Source organism: Salinivibrio sp. EAGSL (assembly GCF_013366455.1).
GTDB classification, from domain to species: Bacteria; Pseudomonadota; Gammaproteobacteria; order Enterobacterales; family Vibrionaceae; genus Salinivibrio; species Salinivibrio costicola.
Genome location: NZ_JABWMG010000006.1, coordinates 20,472 through 35,780, shown reverse-complemented (window position 1 = coordinate 35,780; position 15,309 = coordinate 20,472). Strand labels below are relative to the sequence as shown.

The 15,309-nt window shown below is 48.3% G+C and carries 13 protein-coding genes; 6 read left to right on the top strand and 7 right to left on the bottom strand.

Annotated elements, in window-relative coordinates:
* Nucleotides 1–89 precede the first annotated feature (89 nt).
* Both HLG76_RS04985 and HLG76_RS04980 read right to left on the bottom strand, forming a co-directional pair.
* Nucleotides 90–1,388 carry a serine hydroxymethyltransferase gene (locus HLG76_RS04985; protein WP_077460915.1) on the bottom strand — a complete coding sequence of 433 codons (1,299 nt, stop codon included), beginning with the start codon at nucleotides 1,386–1,388 and terminating at the stop codon, nucleotides 90–92.
* A gap of 26 nt (nucleotides 1,389–1,414) precedes the next feature.
* The gene (locus HLG76_RS04980; protein WP_175993203.1) at nucleotides 1,415–2,815 is read right to left on the bottom strand and encodes an L-serine ammonia-lyase; all 1,401 of its coding nucleotides are present in this window, start codon (nucleotides 2,813–2,815) and stop codon (nucleotides 1,415–1,417) included.
* A 596-nt stretch (nucleotides 2,816–3,411) separates the two neighbouring features.
* Between HLG76_RS04980 and HLG76_RS04975 the strand changes: the two genes are divergently transcribed.
* Together HLG76_RS04975 and gcvT are read left to right on the top strand one after the other, a co-directional pair.
* Nucleotides 3,412–4,014: a helix-turn-helix domain-containing protein gene (locus HLG76_RS04975; RefSeq protein ID WP_051109680.1), complete on the top strand. Its 603-nt coding sequence runs from the start codon at nucleotides 3,412–3,414 to the stop codon at nucleotides 4,012–4,014.
* A gap of 60 nt (nucleotides 4,015–4,074) precedes the next feature.
* The gene (gene gcvT, locus HLG76_RS04970; protein ID WP_028569629.1) at nucleotides 4,075–5,193 is read left to right on the top strand and encodes a glycine cleavage system aminomethyltransferase GcvT; all 1,119 of its coding nucleotides are present in this window, start codon (nucleotides 4,075–4,077) and stop codon (nucleotides 5,191–5,193) included.
* A gap of 75 nt (nucleotides 5,194–5,268) precedes the next feature.
* On the opposite strand, the gene HLG76_RS04965 is transcribed toward gcvT, so the two are convergent.
* On the bottom strand, nucleotides 5,269–5,616 hold the full coding sequence (locus tag HLG76_RS04965) for a carboxymuconolactone decarboxylase family protein (RefSeq protein ID WP_077460919.1): 348 nt from the start codon (nucleotides 5,614–5,616) through the stop codon (nucleotides 5,269–5,271).
* A gap of 238 nt (nucleotides 5,617–5,854) precedes the next feature.
* On the opposite strand from HLG76_RS04965, the gene HLG76_RS04960 reads away from it, so the two are divergent.
* Nucleotides 5,855–7,813: a methyl-accepting chemotaxis protein gene (locus HLG76_RS04960; protein ID WP_175993202.1), complete on the top strand. Its 1,959-nt coding sequence runs from the start codon at nucleotides 5,855–5,857 to the stop codon at nucleotides 7,811–7,813.
* Between the two features lie 74 nt (nucleotides 7,814–7,887).
* Here the strand turns inward: HLG76_RS04960 and HLG76_RS04955 are convergent, their stop codons facing one another.
* Both HLG76_RS04955 and HLG76_RS04950 read right to left on the bottom strand, forming a co-directional pair.
* A complete protein-coding gene (locus HLG76_RS04955; protein WP_077460981.1) occupies nucleotides 7,888–9,270 on the bottom strand; it encodes a multicopper oxidase family protein in 1,383 nt (460 codons plus the stop codon).
* A gap of 166 nt (nucleotides 9,271–9,436) precedes the next feature.
* Nucleotides 9,437–10,210 (bottom strand): EAL domain-containing protein, encoded by a 774-nt coding sequence (locus HLG76_RS04950; RefSeq protein WP_175993201.1) that lies wholly within the window; start codon nucleotides 10,208–10,210, stop codon nucleotides 9,437–9,439.
* Nucleotides 10,211–10,664: 454 nt separating this feature from the next.
* Here HLG76_RS04950 and HLG76_RS04945 point away from each other — a divergent pair, with 454 nt between their 5' ends.
* The gene (locus HLG76_RS04945; protein WP_077460921.1) at nucleotides 10,665–11,279 is read left to right on the top strand and encodes a DNA-J related domain-containing protein; all 615 of its coding nucleotides are present in this window, start codon (nucleotides 10,665–10,667) and stop codon (nucleotides 11,277–11,279) included.
* A 141-nt stretch (nucleotides 11,280–11,420) separates the two neighbouring features.
* On the opposite strand, the gene HLG76_RS04940 is transcribed toward HLG76_RS04945, so the two are convergent.
* Nucleotides 11,421–11,717: a DUF406 family protein gene (locus HLG76_RS04940; RefSeq protein ID WP_021024429.1), complete on the bottom strand. Its 297-nt coding sequence runs from the start codon at nucleotides 11,715–11,717 to the stop codon at nucleotides 11,421–11,423.
* 249 nt (nucleotides 11,718–11,966) lie between these two features.
* Nucleotides 11,967–13,622: an AMP-binding protein gene (locus HLG76_RS04935; RefSeq protein WP_175993200.1), complete on the bottom strand. Its 1,656-nt coding sequence runs from the start codon at nucleotides 13,620–13,622 to the stop codon at nucleotides 11,967–11,969.
* A 366-nt stretch (nucleotides 13,623–13,988) separates the two neighbouring features.
* Between HLG76_RS04935 and HLG76_RS04930 the strand changes: the two genes are divergently transcribed.
* Nucleotides 13,989–14,474: a TetR/AcrR family transcriptional regulator gene (locus HLG76_RS04930; protein ID WP_021024431.1), complete on the top strand. Its 486-nt coding sequence runs from the start codon at nucleotides 13,989–13,991 to the stop codon at nucleotides 14,472–14,474.
* A gap of 330 nt (nucleotides 14,475–14,804) precedes the next feature.
* Entirely contained in the window at nucleotides 14,805–15,191 is a 387-nt protein-coding gene (locus tag HLG76_RS04925; RefSeq protein WP_175993199.1) for a hypothetical protein, read from the top strand.
* Nucleotides 15,192–15,309: the final 118 nt, after the last annotated feature.

Below are 15,309 nucleotides of genomic sequence, written 5' to 3'. Positions count from 1 at the left end.
GAGCAATTTACATTGTAAATTGAGGCAAATACTAGTCTACTGCCTCATAATCCTAAGTAATTGATATATGGTTATTTATTGCTGTGCCTTTATTGACGATAAAGCGGGAAGCGGGCACATAGCTGTTGTACTTGTTTACGAATCCGCGCTTCAACCTCAGCGTTGCCGTCTGGTTCCTCAACTAGGGCATCTAATACATCGCCAATCCATTCACCGATTTGACGGAATTCTTCGGTGCCGAAACCGCGGCTGGTGCCGGCTGGTGTACCGAGGCGAATACCCGATGTGATCATTGGCTTCTCGGTGTCGAATGGAATACCGTTCTTGTTACAAGTGATCCCCGCGCGCTCGAGTGCTTGTTCGGTTTGGTTGCCTTTTAGACCTTTCGGGCGCAAATCAACCAACATCAGATGAGTGTCGGTGCCGCCCGTGACAATGTCGCAGCCACGCGTTTGTAGAACCTCGGCCAGTACTTTGGCGTTAGCAACCACTTGATCAATATATAATTTAAACTCAGGCTCTAGCGCCTCACCAAATGCCACGGCTTTCGCGGCAATCACGTGCATCAATGGACCGCCTTGTAGACCGGGGAACACGGCCGAGTTTATCTTTTTATTGATGTCTTCGTGATTGGTGAGGATCATGCCACCGCGTGGACCACGCAGGGTTTTATGCGTGGTGGTGGTGACCACATGCGCATGCGGCAGTGGCGATGGATGGGCGCCGGTGGCCACTAAACCGGCAATGTGTGCCATATCGATCATCAGATATGCGCCTACTTCATCGGCAATCGCGCGGAAGCGAGCAAAATCAATTGGGCGTGGGACAGCGCTGCCGCCGGCGATGATCATCTTAGGTTGGTGTTCACGCGCAAGAGCCGCGACATCGTCATAATCAATTTCTAGAGTTTCTTGATTAACACCGTATTGCACGGCATTAAACCACTTGCCTGATAACGCAGGGCGTGCCCCGTGAGTAAGGTGGCCTCCGGCATCCAGTGACATACCCAAAATAGTGTCACCAGGTTGCAGCAGTGCCAGCATCACGGCACCGTTGGCTTGTGCGCCAGAGTGCGGCTGCACGTTTACAAACTCGCAGCTAAACAGCTGTTTGGCACGGGCTTGAGCAATGGCTTCGACTTCATCGACATGCTCACAGCCGCCATAATAGCGACGGCCTGGATAGCCTTCTGCGTATTTATTGGTCAAGCAAGTACCTTGTGCTTGCATCACCGCTTGCGAAACGATGTTTTCTGATGCGATAAGCTCGATTTGCTGTTGTTGGCGTTTGTGTTCGGCTTGCACGGCTGACATCACGGCACCATCGGATTCCGATAAATTGGTGGAGAAAAACTGCTCCAATTCTACATTCGGGTAGCTCGGTTTCATTTCGCTTTCCTTGTTGGCGATGGTGGCTAACAGGCCACAACATTAATCGGGATCACATTGGTAGCGAGGCCACCTTGTGAGGTTTCTTTATATTTGCTCATCATGTCGAGGCCGGTCTCGTGCATGGTTTTAATCACGCTATCGAGTGAGACATGGTGTTGGCCGTCACCACCCATTGCCAACCGAGTCGCGTTAATCGCTTTCACGGCACCCATGGTATTGCGCTCAATGCAAGGGACTTGTACGAGACCGTCTATTGGATCACAAGTGAGGCCGAGGTTATGCTCCATGCCGATTTCTGCCGCGTTTTCAATTTGTTGATTACTTGCGCCCATGGCTGCGGCTAATCCGGCTGCTGCCATCGAGCACGCCACGCCAATCTCTCCCTGACAACCGACTTCTGCTGCCGAAATAGAGGCATTGGTCTTGTACAAAGAGCCGATAGCCGCGGAAGTCGCCATAAAGGTGCGGATGCCTTCAGGGTTATTGGGCGATACAAATTTATCGTAATACGCCAGTACTGCAGGGATCACGCCGGCAGCACCATTAGTCGGTGCGGTGACGACTCGGCCACCGGCGGCGTTTTCTTCGTTCACTGCCATGGCAAACAGGTTGACCCAATCATTGGTATCTGTCGGTAATCCATGGTCTTGCTTGTCATGAATGGCCTCGTACATGCCTTTGGCGCGTCGCTTGATGTTCAAACCGCCTGGCAGCACGCCGCCTTGTTGAACCCCGCGATCAATACACTCACGCATCACTTGCCATATATGGTCGAGCCCTTGATTGACGGTTTCAGGCGTTGCTGCCGAGTCATGATACTGGGCGCGCGCAATTTCGTTGGTGAACATCAATTCGCTAATACTCATCCCGGTTCGATCACATTGCGCCAGCAGCGTTGCCGCACTATCAAATGGATAAGGTGGCGTGAAATTGGTTGCCAAGGCATCCGTTTCGCCCTCTTCGACCACAAAGCCGCCACCGACAGAGAAATAGGTCTTGCTGGTCAAGCAGTCACCGGCTTTATCATATGCGCTGACAGTCATGCCATTAGGATGCGCGGGGAGAACCTGATCATAATGAAAGGCAATATCTGCCTCCCAGTTAAATCGAATATAATGCCGGCCGGCAAAGGGCAGTTCGCCACCATTTTTAACCATATTAGTCATGGTATCGATTTCATCTGATTCGATAGTCGCGGGCATTTCGCCCATCAATCCCATCACGCAAGCGACATCCGTGGCATGTCCTTTTCCGGTCAGCGCCAAAGAGCCGTATAAATCGACATTCACACGATGGATCATATCGAGCGCGAGCGTTTGCGACGCAAATTGCGAAAAGCGTGCGCAGGCAACCATGGGCCCGACAGTGTGTGAGCTTGAAGGCCCCACGCCTATTTTGAACAGGTCAAACATGCTGTGACTCATGGCCTGCCTCCTCGATCAGTAAGGTACGTTTTTATCATTATTTATACTGTCCTACATGCCAACGGGTGTTGCCGACATTGCTTCACGTTACAGCAAACAGTTGAGCGGTGAGATCTCGCGCTTTACCATTGATTTAAACATTTTGTTAACGTACCTAAGCGTTCACTTTTCCGCAAAATAAATTTCCAATAAGAAACCTATGTTGTGATCCTGAAGACAAAACCTCACCTTTTCTCTCTCAATCAATACAGCGCAAACGTTTGCCTTTTTATCTTAAGCTAGGGTAAATTGCAAATCCATGTCGATGAAAACATCGCTTTTCGTCAGTGATTACGTGGAACAGTATTCGTGATTGGATATATAATATATTGATTTTATGATATTTAATTTTAACAGAGGTAGGGTGGTGATGAAGAGAGCGCGTAGCGTGCCTGTGCCAATTCGCTTGCTATGTCACGTTTATGGCATCACTATTTTCCGATAGGAAACTTTTTTGTTAAAAATGTTAAGGCGTTAAAGCGTCATACTGTGAGATAACCGATAGGGGCGACAATTAGGTGACAACCAATCAATCAACACAGGATGTGTACCCCTCAATGCAGGTAGAACGATCGCAACATGAGGGGGAGGCACGCGAACCCATTGCGCCATTGCGGCTGGGCCCGCGTTTAAAAGCCGTACGGGTTGGGTTAGGGTTAACGCTTGAAGAAGCAAGCCAGCGCACTGGCTTGGCGCGTTCCACGTTGTCCAAAATTGAAAATGAGCAGATATCTCCCACCTTTCAAGCCATGCAAAAACTCGCGCACGGGTTGAACATTGATATCCCGCAGTTATTTGCTCCGCCAAAAAAGCGGCAGGCAACGGGAAGGCGAGATGTGACGTTTGCGGGCCAGGGCAAAGCGCACCCTACCGGCACCTATGAGCATGAATTACTGGCCACACAGTTAAGCAACAAAAAAATGATGCCGTTTAAATCGCGAGTAAGAGCGCGTGCTTTTGAGGATTACAGTGATTGGATCCGACATGACGGCGAAGAGTTTTTGCTGGTACTTGAAGGTAGCATTCAATTTTTTTCTGAGTTTTATGAAGCGATTACCCTCAATGAGGGCGATAGCGTGTATTACGACGCCACCATGGGACACATGTTGGCGTCAGTGAGTGACGCCGATGCATTGATCTTATGGGTGACCGCTTCTTAATGACCACACAAACGCCTTGCTTCACGTGGGCATGATGCCCGCAGGCACAATATGGAGAGAATGATGGCAGAGTTACTAACCACCCCGTTACACGGCTTGCACCTTGATATGGGGGCAAAAATGGTTCCCTTTGCGGGCTATGAAATGCCAGTCCAGTATCCGCTAGGGGTGCGCAAAGAGCACTTGCATTGCCGCGAACAGGCGGGATTATTTGATGTTTCTCATATGGGGCAAATTCGCCTCCATGGTGATGACGCCGCGAAAGCGCTCGAAACATTGGTGCCTGTCGACGTCGTCGATTTACCGAAAGGAAAACAACGTTATGCGGTGTTTACCAATGAGCAAGGTGGGATTCTTGATGATCTCATGATTGCGAACTTAGGCGATCACTTGTTTTTGGTGGTTAATGCCGCCTGCAAAGCCCAGGATATTCAGCATTTGCGCGATAATCTTAAAGGGGATGTGACCGTCGATGTTGTTGACGATCGCGCTTTGCTGGCCTTGCAAGGACCAAAAGCGGCCGAGGTGCTGGCGACCTTTAACCCGCAGGTCAGTGAGATGGTCTTTATGGATATTCAGCCTATTACGGTCAACGGCATTGAGTGTGTGGTGAGTCGCTCAGGTTACACTGGCGAAGATGGGTTTGAGATTTCGGTGCCGGCCGAGCATGCGGCGTCGTTGGCAAAAGCGTTGCTCGATGATGAGGCAGTAGAATGGATTGGCTTAGGTGCGCGGGATTCATTGCGTTTGGAGTGTGGCTTATGCCTGTATGGTCATGATTTGGACACCACCACTACGCCGGTTGAAGCAACCTTAATCTGGGCAATCAGTAAAGTTCGTCGCGCTGATGGTGAGCGCGCAGGTGGCTTTCCTGGTGAGCAAATCATTTTGGATCAAATAGCGACTAAAGCGGTGAGTCGGAAGCGGATTGGTTTAGTCGGTCAAAGCAAAGCGCCGGTCCGTGAAGGAAGTAAACTGTTTGATGCGGACGACAACCAAATTGGCATCGTGACCAGTGGCACCTTTGGCCCGACTAAAGGGATGCCCGTGGCGATGGGTTACCTCCCACCTGAGTTTATTGCCCCCGGCACCGAGGTATACGCTGAAGTGCGTGGCAAGAAATTGCCTATGACGGTCGAAAAAATGCCGTTTGTGCCGCAGCGGTATTACCGCGGGTAAATCGGTGGCTTATATATAGATGAAGAAGCGCAGTTGGCAGCGGCTGCGCTTTTTTAATGTCGTTTATTTTAAGTGTTAAGCCTCACTCAACTGCTCGACGGCTTCCAGAGCTTGAGAGCCGTAAATCAACGACGGACCACCGCCCATCACAATGGCAACATTAATTGCTTCTACGCATTCTTGCTTAGTCGCGCCGTGCTTTAAAGCGGCGGCGACGTGTGCACCGATACAGCCATCACAGCGCGCGGCAATCCCGATGCCTAAGGCAATCAATTCTTTGGTTTTTACATCTAGATCGCCTTCTGCCATTGCGGCGCGATGAAGCTGGCCAAATGCAGTCAGTGTCTCGCTGCTGTGTGCCTTAAATTGCTTGTTGAGAGCTAACTGTTGTTGGTTAATCTCTTGGTAGTCTTTTTTACTCATTCCCAATCGCTCCTTATTGTTTAGATTATGCTAATTTATAATTTTTGCATGTAAGATGCAACTAATGTCTGGAATAGCGTTTTAATTGCCTATAAAACTAGCAATTCAGCTTTGTTTCTAGCGAGTTTTAGGGCAAAACTAGATATTAACTAGATTGTCATTAATAGCTGTTCTAATTTAAAACAAAGCCGTTATTTTTTGAAAATGCTTCAATGTGTCGTCGCTGACGGAGAACAGTATGAGTATTAAAAAACGTTTACTCGTTGTTGTCTTGACAGGCGTTATCCTGCCCACGCTTATCATCGCTATTGTGTCACTCTATCAGTTTCGAACGAGTACATTGCAAAGTTATGAGCAGAGCTCATATAAAGAAATGCAGCACATAGGTAATGCGTTTACATTTTACCTTCAAGGTTTGTCTGCTAACGCTAAAGTACTAGCGAATAGTGAGGCGCTACAGGGGCTAGATAGCTCAGTCGCCGACTATATGGGCGATACGCAATCCATGACATCCAAACAAAATAGTCCAGCAGAGCGCCGGGCTTATGCGTTATTAGAAGCCATGGGAAATTCACGGGATGATTTCGCTTATGTCTTTCTTGGGTTGAGTAACGGTGATTATATCCAATGGCCACAGGGAGAGCTCGGTGATTATGACCCCCGTCAACGACCGTGGTATCAAACAGGTCAAGGTCATCGCAACAACGCGGTACGAGTGCCAGCTTATCAAGATGTCAGTACGGGGGCACCGTTGCTTGACTATGTAATGGAGTTTCCTGCGCAAGATGGGCTAAGTGGTGTGATTGGTGTTGACGTAACCCTAGAAGCGCTCACCAATATGCTAGGAGATGTAACCCTTGGCAAGTCGGGTTATATTGTACTGGTAGAAGATACGGGCACTGTGCTCGCTGATCCCAATAATCCAGATAACAATTTTGAACCGGCTCGTAATGTTGCAAGTGTATATAGCGATGGGAATTTTAGTGAGTCGTTAACAGCCGTTTCTTTTGATGGGGAAGACTACTTTGTCAACCAATACAAAGCACCAGAGAGTGGCTGGCGTTTGATTGGGATTGTGCCGCAGCAAGAAGTTCTGGGTCAGGTCACCCAGCTGCAAACGGTTATCTTATCCATCAGCCTCATCCTTGTTATCGCCTTTGGTGTGCTTGGCTACTTTATGATTCAACGTATATCGGCATCTATCATTGCCGTTAGTGATGGGCTGAGTGATGCGGCAAGCGGTGATGGTGATTTGACCAAGCGTTTACCGATTCGCAGCCAGGACGAGTTGGGTAAAACGGCGGGTGCGTTTAATCAGTTCGTGGATGTGATTCAAGAGCTGATCATTGGTATCAAGGACAGGTCCACCAAGCTGTCATCTCACGCCGATCACGCCACCCAATTTGCCGAGCAGCTAGACGGTGCGAGTCACCAACAACGTTCAGGGTTAGAGCAAATTGCGACTGCGTTCCATCAAATGGTGGCCACGGCAAACGAGGTCTCGCAAAACTGTAATCAAACGGCGGATTCGGCTCAGCAGTGCCAATCGGAAGTCGAGCGAGGGATGGCTCTGATGAATAACACCCGTGCCGCGGTGCAAGAAATGGCGACCACACTCAATGAAGCGGATAGCGCCATGTCAGAGCTCACTAAAGAGAACGACAACATCACCGCCATGCTCGATACCATTCGAGGTATTGCTGAACAAACTAACTTGTTGGCGCTGAATGCGGCAATTGAATCCGCTCGTGCAAGTGAGCATGGGCGCGGGTTTGCCGTGGTGGCGGATGAGGTTCGGGTGCTATCGCAAAAAACCACCAAATCAACCGAAGAGATTGATGAACTCTTGCAAGCATTAACGCAGCGCACCAATCAGCTTTCAGAAAAGCTACAAGGCAGTGTGGAACACTCGCAAACTACCACGGAGGCGACGGAAGAGGCCTTGGGCGTCTTTGATACTATCCAAAGCTTGGTCGGACAAATTCATGACATGGCGGCACAAATTGCCACGGCGACAGAAGAGCAGCACTCGGTGTCTGAAGATATTAATCAGAATGTGACCAACGTATTGGATGGTGCCAACAGTGCGGCTGAAACCGCCGAACAAACCAACGCGACAGCGGCGGAGTTACGTATGGTGGCGACTGAGTTATCTGAGCTGGTAAATCGGTTCAAAACAGATAAACCGACTTCCTGATTGTGATTGCGGTTAAGACAGCAACGGCGAGCGTATCGGCTCGCCGTTTTATTGTTAGTGTGTTTTGCGTATTGCTACACCACGTCCACAAAACCCATCAGGCCAGTTTTCATATGCTCAATCACATGGCAGTGATACATCCAACGACCTGGGTTATCCGCCACAAAGGCAGCCTTGGCGTGGCCATTTTTACCTAATAGTACGGTATCAGTATGGAACGGCGTCACAGGCTTGCCATCTATTTCCAGCACCGTGAAGGTGTGGCCGTGCAAATGAATCGGATGATGATACTGGGTCACATTCTTTAAATCGAAAATATAGGTCTTCCCTCGTTCCAGTTTTGCGATTGGCTCAGGAATATTTCCTTTGCTCATCCCCTCCCAGGCACGTTTATTCATCAGCCAAAAGTCGTGATTTCCTTTTCCTTGTTTATCCGCAGGGGTAATGGCGCCGGCCCACTCAAACACAAAATGACGGGTTTCGGCATTCACTAAATCTGGTTTTGCAACGGGGTTGAGTGGCAGAGCGGGCAGGGGCTTGTCTGTTAAGGTTGACGGTGTTGTGGTAAAGCTTGTCAACAAGAATGGAAAACGTCCTTTCATGTACATGACTTCGATCTTTCTACCCGCTTTCGGTGCAATCAGGCCGATATCTAGTCGCATCCCCGGGGCGATTTTATGCTCCTCTAACCGTTGAGGCGTTGCGATGGGGTTGCCATCAATGGCGATGATCCAAGCCTCTGCGCCGCGCACTTGAATCGGATAGGTGAGCGTATTATCCACGTTTGCCAAACGTAACCGTGTGGTGGCATTTTCTTGCAGTGTGTATTCAGGGTGGTGAACGCCGTTGACGGTGCCCCACTCGCCGGGAGTGCCCATGCGTGCGCTGTAGCGAGGGATAGCGAGATCTTTCCAGTTGCCTTGACGATCAAGGTGCCAGTGTTTGAGTGTCAGTGTGTGCTCTTCATCAAACACAACCGGCGTGGCTTCCTCGACCACGATGGCTCCGACCAGTCCCTTCCCCAGCTGTACCACAGAGTTCATGTGCGGATGGTACCAAAAGGTGCCGGCATCAGGGGGGGTAAAGCGATAGGTAAAGGTTTCGCCCGGTTGGATTGGTGCTTGAGATAAGAAGGGGACACCATCCATTTCTATGGGTATACGCAGTCCGTGCCAATGAATTGTCGTCGGCTCGTGTAAATGATTCGTGAAGTGAATGGTCACTGGCTCGCCTTGCCGACAACGAATAGTAGGCGCTGGAATCTTACCGTTAAACGCCAATACATCGGTTTGATGACCGGGCACGAGTGACGCGAGGCCTGGTTCAGCGCTTAGGTGATATTCCCACTGCCCGGTTTGTCGGGAGGCAGATCTCAGCGAGCAGGCGGGGAGAGTTGAGATAGCAGCCATCGCTACTGTCGATTGTAAAAAACGACGACGAGACCAACCCTGCGTCATCAATCCTTTTTGTCCCTTATGCATACAACGCCCTTTATACTCACAAAAATCATGCGGTATTGTATCGCAAGGCTAATAAATGAGAAAGGTTATCAGTTGTATTTGTGAGGCAGTTAAAATATGCCTATCCAGTCGCTACCTATCTAAGCGGCCTTCCATCGTCGAGTTATTGACGATGGAAGGCCTCTAAACCAGGTGATTGATTAATTGCAGGTAATGATTCAAAACCTGGCTTAGCAATGTAGTAGCCTTGGAATAAATCGATACCCAGTTCGGCTAAACAAGCAAGCTCGGCTTCCGTTTCTACGCCCTCGGCAATAATTTGACGGCCAAGTTCGCGGCACATGGCAATACTATGGCGAACAATGGCCTGTTTCGTGGTGTCCGTATCAATATCGCGCACCAAGGCCATATCTAATTTGATGATATGCGTGTCGATATTGGCGAGAGCTGTTAGCCCTGAATAGCCCGAGCCAAAATCATCAATCGCGGTCAGAAAGCCTTGAGAGCGATAATGGTGAATGATGCGTTGAATGTGTTCGTAATCAAGCACTTCTTCGCCCTCAGTAAACTCGAAGAGGATTTTATCGAGCGGAAACTGGTTATCGCGTGCCGCTTTCAGCGTTGTTTGAATACAACGCTCAGGTTCGTAAACGGCATTAGGCATAAAGTTAATGCTGAGATAACAAGGGATTGCAAGCTCTGCCGCTAATTTGACAGCCTTGATTCGGCAGGTTTGATCAAATTTATACTGATTATCTGCGTTGACATGCTTAAACACACTGCCTGCTCCACTGCCATCAATACCACGCGCCAATGCCTCATAAGCAAACACGGTTGCCGTTGAAAGTTGGATGATCGGTTGAAAAGCCATGGTAAAGGCAAAGGAAAGTGGCTGCGCACTTTTACATACCTCACATTGTGAACTCGTTGATGCCATAAGCTTATGCCATTAATCAAATAATTAAATTTTTATGTTTATATCAAGATTAATGGAGTTCTCAACAGAATGCGAATTAAATGGCGCAAAGTATGCGAGTAAGCACGGTTTACTGTTGCTTAATGCAGGCTTAATTCATCGTGGTGCCTTAAAACATGGTGCTTTCAAGTAAATATATTCACTGACGTAACCTTAAAGATTATTTATAAGATTAATCAGTAATATACGTAATATTATGATTTTTTAAAAATAAGTTGGCACCAGATATGCTTAGATTTTAACCGGCAATCGGAAAGTGTCATTGTAATGGCGGCATACTGACCAACAACAATGAATTTTCCGATTATGACCACAAAACACTCAGAATTGGTTTATACCTTAAGTAAGGTGGTTTACGACCAAACCTAAGACGTGCCGGTTTAAAATAGCTGGCCAGTGACAGAGGACGAACGTCATGCTTGCTGAAAAACGGGATGAAATAGACAACCCCCTGATTTGGCCGATACTCAGTATTTTAGAGTCGACACGACAAAGTTGGAAAGTGCATCACCTGCTGGGTGAGTTGCGAAAAGATACCATGATGGCCCAACTCGATGATGACCCCCATCTTGATCTGTTTAAACGCAATTTCCTGATCATGAACGCCCTATATCAACTGCAAGAAATGTTGCTGCCCCAGCAATGGTTGCAGGTTGAATCCATGGATATTCAATTACAATGGCGTGTGGGAGGTCATGGTTTTGTGGCCAAAGAAATCGATTACCAGGATCCATTACGCGATTACTACATGGACTGGAACAACTATGATGCTAGCCAAGATGATGTCAAAGAATTGCTGTCTTCTTTTTGGAAGCATTACCAGCGCCACATCGGTAATGATACGCCAGGGACTGCGATGCTGGAGCGAAACAAAGCACTTAACGTGTTAGGTTTGGACGAAAATGCGAGCGAACATGAAATTCGTCGCCAGTGGCGGAAGATGGCCCTAAAATGGCATCCGGATCGCCCTGAGGGGGATGCGACAACATTCCGTGAAATGTGTGAAGCGTGGCAGAGCTTAAGGCTTTAACCGGCGGCGAGCGCGCTCACTGAGCCAGGGTGCTCGAATCATAGCTAAATAATGAGCAGGGTGAGTGAATATTCACCCTGCTTCGTGTTTTTGAAGCAAGCCTGCGTAATCGCCTGCATGCCATTAAAGCTCTCTTAACGCCTAGGCGTTGTTCAAACTGCGGCTACGCAGTTCAAAAATCAGCTTTTCAGCACTGCATTCAAATTGCATCTTAATCGTCAGTGCGTCGTTTTTAATGTGCTGACTATCAAAGTCATGCTTCACAGCAGGATTAATACTCTTTGCCAGGTCAAGATACTGCTCGAAGCGCGCCGCTATCGCCTCAGGGCTGTTGGCTTGAATGGTGACTTCTGCTACATCATCGCCCTCTGAGATGATGTAGCCAATCTCAGCACTTACACCGCAAGCATCGCAAGCGTCAGTTTGGTTCTCTTTCATGGTGTTCCCCTACGTAAACGCAGCCAATGACGTCACGTTTAAGACGTGGCTGCAAACCAGTGGTACGATCTTTAGCAAACACATGCCTGTGGCACATTGAGATAGGTCAGGTTTTGATATCTTTTCTGTATTAATGATGGAAAAACTACCGGTGAACCAATCAAAAATAGCATCGAAAAAAAGAAAGGGGTGGTGCTAATCGTATTGTCTTGCGGCGCCCCAGCATAGATTGACGGGGCGCCGGTGAAGCTATAGCAAGTCTTCTTCCCACTGCACGAGCGTGCCTTTTGGCCAGTGAGTGCCAAGATCGTGGTATTCCTGCTCCAGCTTATGGCGACGAATTTTTAAGGTCGGTGTCAGTTTACCGTTCTCAATACTCCATGGTTCTTTAATCATCAACACACCTTTAATTTGCTGGTGTGACTCAAGTTCACCATTGATAGTATCCACCACTTTTTTTACTCGACGCTCGTAACGAGCGCGATCAAAATGAGGGAAATGGTGTGGGAGCGCAAGTAGAATCGGTGCTGGCATGCCTGAGCCAATTACGCACAACATTTCAGCGTTTGATAATTCAAATAAGCGCTTTTCAATCGGTACAGGGGCGACAAATTTACCTTTGGCGGTTTTGAACGTATCATTTTTGCGCCCTGAGATACTGAGGTAGCCATCGCTGTCGAGCTCCCCTAAATCACCAGTATGCAACCAACCGTCGACCAAGGTTTCTTTGGTTGCTTCTTCATTTTTGTAATAACCGCTAAACAGTCCTTGGCTTTTTACTAAGATTTCTTGGTCGTTTGCGATCTTGATTTCAACCCCTGGGCCGGCATTGCCAACGGTACCAATTTTATCGGCCCGGAAAGGATAATTAATGGTGCTGTAGGCATAACTTTCGGTCATGCCCCACGCTTCGGTGACATTCAAACCAATCTTGCGGTACCACTCCAACAATGCCGGCGCGACAGGGGCGGACCCACAGCCCAATACACGTGCTTGATCCAAGCCTAAGTTTTTAGCGACTTTATTTTTGACGATCGTACTCACTAACGGAATACGGAGCAGTAGGTTCAACTTACCGTCCGGCAGTTTCTCCTGGATTCGTTGTTGAAATAGGGTCCAAAGCCTTGGGACCGAAATAAACAGGGTTGGGCGATGCATTTTGACATCTTCAATGAAAGTATCGAGTGATTCAGGAAATGCCGTCGGGATCCCGCCCATAATGGCTGACCCCATGATGTATACACGCTCGGTAATATGGGCCAGTGGTAGGTAAGAGAACAAACGATCGTCAGGTTCGATACCAATATGATCGATCAACCGTTGCGCAGACCAGCAGTAACCGCCGTAGCTTAACATGGCTCCTTTAGGCGGCCCTGAGGTGCCCGATGTATAAACCAGCGACATGAGATCGCCATCAAGATGAACAGGACGTTCGTCTGACGGTGCGTGGTTGGCGATCAGATCGTGCCATTCGTAATGACAGTTTACGGTAGGATAAGGGAGGGCAATTGTTTTTAGGTTCGGCAGACTTTCTAACGAGGCCGTTAGCGCTTTACTGTCATCTAATTTACCCACAAACATTGCTTTCGATTCGCTATGGTTAATGACATGATCGATAGTGTCGGTGCCCGCGGTAGGAAATATGGGCACACTGATGTAGCTTCCCATCATCATTGCTAAATCTGCGATAAACCACTCAGCACAGTTTTTTGATATCAGTGCGATTTTGTCACCCGGCTTAAGCCCCATATCGCGGAGCGCTGTTACCATTTTCTGGGCCTGCTCGGCGACCTCGGCAAAGGTATAATCATGAAAGCGGCGTCCGTGGATTTGGCGCAGAAAAACATGGTTTGGGCGCTCATCGGCCCAACGTAAGATCTGATCATGTGGTTTGATATGTGACATTGGACTTCCTCATTGTCGCAACGTGGAGATACGTTAAAACGTTATAATAATGTTAACTTACGGATCCTCGGCCACCATACGCAAGATAATCATTTAAACGACTGTCTAAATTATGACTGATGACACTATTTGCGGTGTTTTTTGCCTGATTTTTCAGTTTTTTCACCCCATTTTCAGGAGCCAATGCAAAAGCTTGATCAGCCTCCGTATTCACATAAGACGTTTACTGTCAGGCTTTATTGGTGAGTCTGTACTATTTTTACTAAGGGCTAGGCTTTATCGCGAGCCAGACGCAAGTGCGAGCCAAACGGGCGCGCGTTACAGCACTGTGCCAACAGTGGCGATTGACGGGAGAACAGGTTACGTATGCCTAAACGGAGTAAAGCGCAAACGCAACAGACCATTGAGCTCATCCTAGCAGAGGCGAAACACCAATTATTAATGCTTGGCTATGAGGGAATGTCGTATACCACGTTAAGCGAGGCGACCGGCGTATCGCGTACCGGGATTAGTCATCATTTTCCTCGAAAACAAGATTTTATGGTCGCGCTGGAGCCGTTTATCGTCGACAGCTTGCGCATGCCGCTTGATACAACCAGCACCATTAATGCGTTTATGACCAGTTGGATGCAGGCGATGCATGCAAACGGTGACTTCAAAGCCACGCTCAAACTCTGTTTCTATCTACTGATTAGTGGCAAAGCGGACAATGGTGCCGCGTTTAGAATTCTAAAAGCATTACAAAAAGAGTGTGAGCAGCGTATGCAAACGGATCTCACCGTCGCTTTTTCGCAATTATTAGGTGCGAGCCTGTTACTGTGCCGTCAAAAAAGTGAGGGGCATGCGAAGTAACTGTATAGAGGGTCCGGTCAGGTTAGCGAGCAGACGCGGCGATAAAATTAACGCCCAACTGACAGACAGAGCTTAACTTTTTTGTTATATTGATCACGCTTTCAAAGCAATACATTTTTTGGAGATAACTATGAACAATACCGACCATCCTCCGAGTCGAAACGGAGAAAAATAGCGACTGTTGGTATTGTCTCTGCCAGTTTACCAGCCGTTGTTGATAGCTGGCCCCACCTGCTTTATTTTTCTCCTCTCGCTCTAACGCATAATGCTGCCTTTTAGGCGCTATACGTTGTTGATGGTCGTTACCTGTTGCCAATCGGGAGATTCGCCATGACGGTAATGAACAACACCTTTGATAACACTGCAACTTTCTCAACCTCCGAGATCGTCGCGGCTCGTAATGCCTTTTTACAATACGAATTAACTCGGCAAGCCGAGCTACTCACCGTAATGCCAATCGAGGAATCGATGGGTGTTCTGCGGCACTGCTCGGTGGCTCATGTTCAACATTTGCTCGATATATTGGGCGAGCAAGGCCATCAGCGGCTAGCGGATGAATATGCGCACCGCCTTGGAGTGATACCACCAAGGACCAACCTGCTTTTGCGTATGATGGAGACACTTCGCGCGCACCGCAAAGTCGTCACGATTATGTCGCTAGTAATGAGCACCATGGGGGTCGTCGGTTACTTGTCATTCTTGTTTTTGCCTAGTTGATGCGCACTTAGCTTGATCTTACGCAGTAAATTGTTGGGCAATTATGCTATCACTATAACGATAGTTGAATTATTCAAAAATATTTTAATAATAGGGTGGCGGCCGCAAGTCGCGATCC

What these genes read in the sequence shown, in the direction of transcription:
- HLG76_RS04935 (WP_175993200.1), bottom strand. Translation starts at nt 13,622, where the DNA reads ATGTCACATATCAAACCACATGATCAGATCTTACGTTGGGCCGATGAG.
- HLG76_RS04925 (WP_175993199.1), top strand. Translation starts at nt 14,805, where the DNA reads ATGACGGTAATGAACAACACCTTTGATAACACTGCAACTTTCTCAACC.
- HLG76_RS04975 (WP_051109680.1), top strand. Translation starts at nt 3,412, where the DNA reads ATGCAGGTAGAACGATCGCAACATGAGGGGGAGGCACGCGAACCCATT.
- HLG76_RS04955 (WP_077460981.1), bottom strand. Translation starts at nt 9,270, where the DNA reads ATGACGCAGGGTTGGTCTCGTCGTCGTTTTTTACAATCGACAGTAGCG.
- HLG76_RS04950 (WP_175993201.1), bottom strand. Translation starts at nt 10,210, where the DNA reads ATGGCATCAACGAGTTCACAATGTGAGGTATGTAAAAGTGCGCAGCCA.
- HLG76_RS04930 (WP_021024431.1), top strand. Translation starts at nt 13,989, where the DNA reads ATGCCTAAACGGAGTAAAGCGCAAACGCAACAGACCATTGAGCTCATC.
- HLG76_RS04940 (WP_021024429.1), bottom strand. Translation starts at nt 11,717, where the DNA reads ATGAAAGAGAACCAAACTGACGCTTGCGATGCTTGCGGTGTAAGTGCT.
- HLG76_RS04945 (WP_077460921.1), top strand. Translation starts at nt 10,665, where the DNA reads ATGCTTGCTGAAAAACGGGATGAAATAGACAACCCCCTGATTTGGCCG.
- HLG76_RS04965 (WP_077460919.1), bottom strand. Translation starts at nt 5,616, where the DNA reads ATGAGTAAAAAAGACTACCAAGAGATTAACCAACAACAGTTAGCTCTC.
- HLG76_RS04980 (WP_175993203.1), bottom strand. Translation starts at nt 2,815, where the DNA reads ATGAGTCACAGCATGTTTGACCTGTTCAAAATAGGCGTGGGGCCTTCA.
- HLG76_RS04985 (WP_077460915.1), bottom strand. Translation starts at nt 1,388, where the DNA reads ATGAAACCGAGCTACCCGAATGTAGAATTGGAGCAGTTTTTCTCCACC.
- HLG76_RS04960 (WP_175993202.1), top strand. Translation starts at nt 5,855, where the DNA reads ATGAGTATTAAAAAACGTTTACTCGTTGTTGTCTTGACAGGCGTTATC.
- gcvT (WP_028569629.1), top strand. Translation starts at nt 4,075, where the DNA reads ATGATGGCAGAGTTACTAACCACCCCGTTACACGGCTTGCACCTTGAT.